General features: G+C 35.8%; 3 protein-coding genes. All 3 read left to right on the top strand.

All coding sequences use genetic code 11. The annotated features are described in order from the left end of the window. On the top strand, nucleotides 1-688 hold a 688-nt coding region (locus RG19_RS17960), incomplete at its 5' end, for a hypothetical protein (RefSeq protein WP_202905390.1). A 19-nt stretch (nucleotides 689-707) separates the two neighbouring features. Then, on the top strand, nucleotides 708-1085 hold the full coding sequence (locus RG19_RS17830; RefSeq protein ID WP_157515409.1) for a hypothetical protein: 378 nt from the start codon (nucleotides 708-710) through the stop codon (nucleotides 1083-1085). Nucleotides 1086-1186: 101 nt separating this feature from the next. Further along, nucleotides 1187-1402: a hypothetical protein gene (locus RG19_RS17825; RefSeq protein WP_157515408.1), complete on the top strand. Its 216-nt coding sequence runs from the start codon at nucleotides 1187-1189 to the stop codon at nucleotides 1400-1402. Nucleotides 1403-1476: the final 74 nt, after the last annotated feature.

Here is a 1476-nt window from a genome sequence, read left to right as displayed (position 1 = left end):
TGGAGCAGGTGATTTTGCAAATTCCTTTATTGATGCCATTATGAATGCTGTAAACAAAGCGCTAGAAGGCTTTAATTGGTTAGTGGATAAAGTGAATGGTATCTTCGGTACCGATTTCAGTAAGGCAGAATTATTCGATACTGCAAACATAAATTCAGCAAGTGATTTGATTAATGGGATGATGAATAGTTTAGAAAAACCGACTAGAAATAACGGTATCGATGTGTGGGAAATACCTAAGATGAAAATGTGGAATGTGCCAAATGCATTCAATAGTGGTTACTCAGCTGGGGCGAATCTCGTTTCTGGAATTGGATCAGAACTAGGGAAAATCAATGATATTGTGAACGGTGCTGGACAAAACACTGGATTAGAAAATGTATTGAAAGGATTAGATAAGTTTGGTGGCTTACCAGGTAAAGCAGATAAAGGGGATATCGGAAAAGTAGGTAAAGTTGGAGAAGTAGGCAAGATTAATGATACCGTAGATATTTCCAGTGAGGACCTTAAGCTTCTTAGAGAATATGCGGAATTGCAAAATATACAAAATTTCGTAACGTTAACTCCTAATATTACATTTGGTGACACTCATATAAAAGAAACAGCAGATGCCGATGCCATCATTGCAAGATTAACTACCCAGTTAGAAGAAGAATTACGTTCTTCAGCAAGTGGAATCTACAATTAATCAGATTGGAGCGATTTGGATGGGCGAATATATAACACAAGCAATGCTGGATGATGGTAAGCAAGGTATGTCTACCCATAACTGGCGAGAAGAAAATGTTTTTACCGATTGGCCAGAAAATGGCGAGATATTAAGGACCGTAGCAAACAGTAAGGGAGTATATGAGATTCATGTTCGATTTGAGAACGGCATTGGGCTTAAATCGACTAGGGAATTAAATCTAGAAGAAGCATTGAGTTTATATCTTGAATTGGATGAAAAGCTCGAACTTGGACCAACAGAACGGTATATTGATTTACCTAACCATGTATTAGAACAATCTAGTATTTTTAATAAAAAAATACTAGAAGCCATGAAAAAGAAAGGAATGTACTTCAAGACTAGAAATAAGAAATAAAGCAAAATTTATTTTATAACAACTGGTTTTAATGGTTTTATGTTTATGTAATTTAACTGAAACTAGCATAATACCAACGTTTTGAAAGGGGGATATACCCAATGGTAAAACAAAGAAGATTAACTAAACCACAGGATATCAAGAAATTAATAACAGAGCAGATCAACATTCTCAGGCAAAACGAAGATATTGATCCAATAAAGAAAGCAAATGCCATTGGGTATTTGTCCAACGTATTCCTGGGTGCTTATAAAGACGGGGAAGCAGCAGAGAGGTTAGAAGCTATTGAAAAGCAGCTAGAGGAGTTGAAACGATGAGTTTACTATCAAAAGTAAAACAATTGCAGAAACAATTTAATGCTGTACCTGGTAACGAAAAAAGGGACATGGAT

The organism is Luteimonas abyssi, from assembly GCF_001482195.1.
Lineage (GTDB): Bacteria > Pseudomonadota > Gammaproteobacteria > Xanthomonadales > Xanthomonadaceae > Luteimonas > Luteimonas abyssi.
The sequence above is the reverse complement of the archived record's forward strand: the minus strand, read 5'-3'. Positions and strand labels throughout refer to the sequence as shown.

Excerpts from the sequence above, each read along its gene's own strand:
- RG19_RS17825 (WP_157515408.1), top strand. The coding sequence starts at position 1,187 with ATGGTAAAACAAAGAAGATTAACTAAACCACAGGATATCAAGAAATTA.
- RG19_RS17830 (WP_157515409.1), top strand. The coding sequence starts at position 708 with ATGGGCGAATATATAACACAAGCAATGCTGGATGATGGTAAGCAAGGT.